General features: G+C 71.7%; 1 protein-coding gene. It reads right to left on the bottom strand.

All coding sequences use genetic code 11. The features are described 5' to 3' along the window. Nucleotides 1-247, bottom strand: a 247-nt coding sequence (locus PA598K_RS35770) for a nucleotide-binding domain containing protein (protein ID WP_305781353.1), incomplete at both ends; no start/stop codon positions are given.

The raw sequence follows: 247 nt of genomic DNA, 5'->3' as shown, positions 1-247 counted from the left end.
ACCAGCTCCAGCCCGTCCAGAGCCGGGTCGTCGGCGCTGGCTCGGCAGAGCGGTGCGCCTGGCGTAAGCGCGGCGGCGCACTCCAATGCGTAGATGCCGAGTCCGCGCGTGACGTAGCCCGATGTATCCCCGCCTGCGATCAGGACGCGCGTCAGTCCAGCCTCGACGACGAGTCGCCGAGTGAGCGCGCCGAGCGCTTCGCCGAGCAGGCGGCTGCTGTCCTCCGAGCGGAAGCCCAGCTCGGCGA

The organism is Paenibacillus sp. 598K, assembly GCF_003851045.1.
Lineage (GTDB): Bacteria > Bacillota > Bacilli > Paenibacillales > Paenibacillaceae > Paenibacillus_D.
Note: the sequence above shows the minus strand (reverse complement) of the source record. Positions and strands in the feature narration are given on the sequence as shown.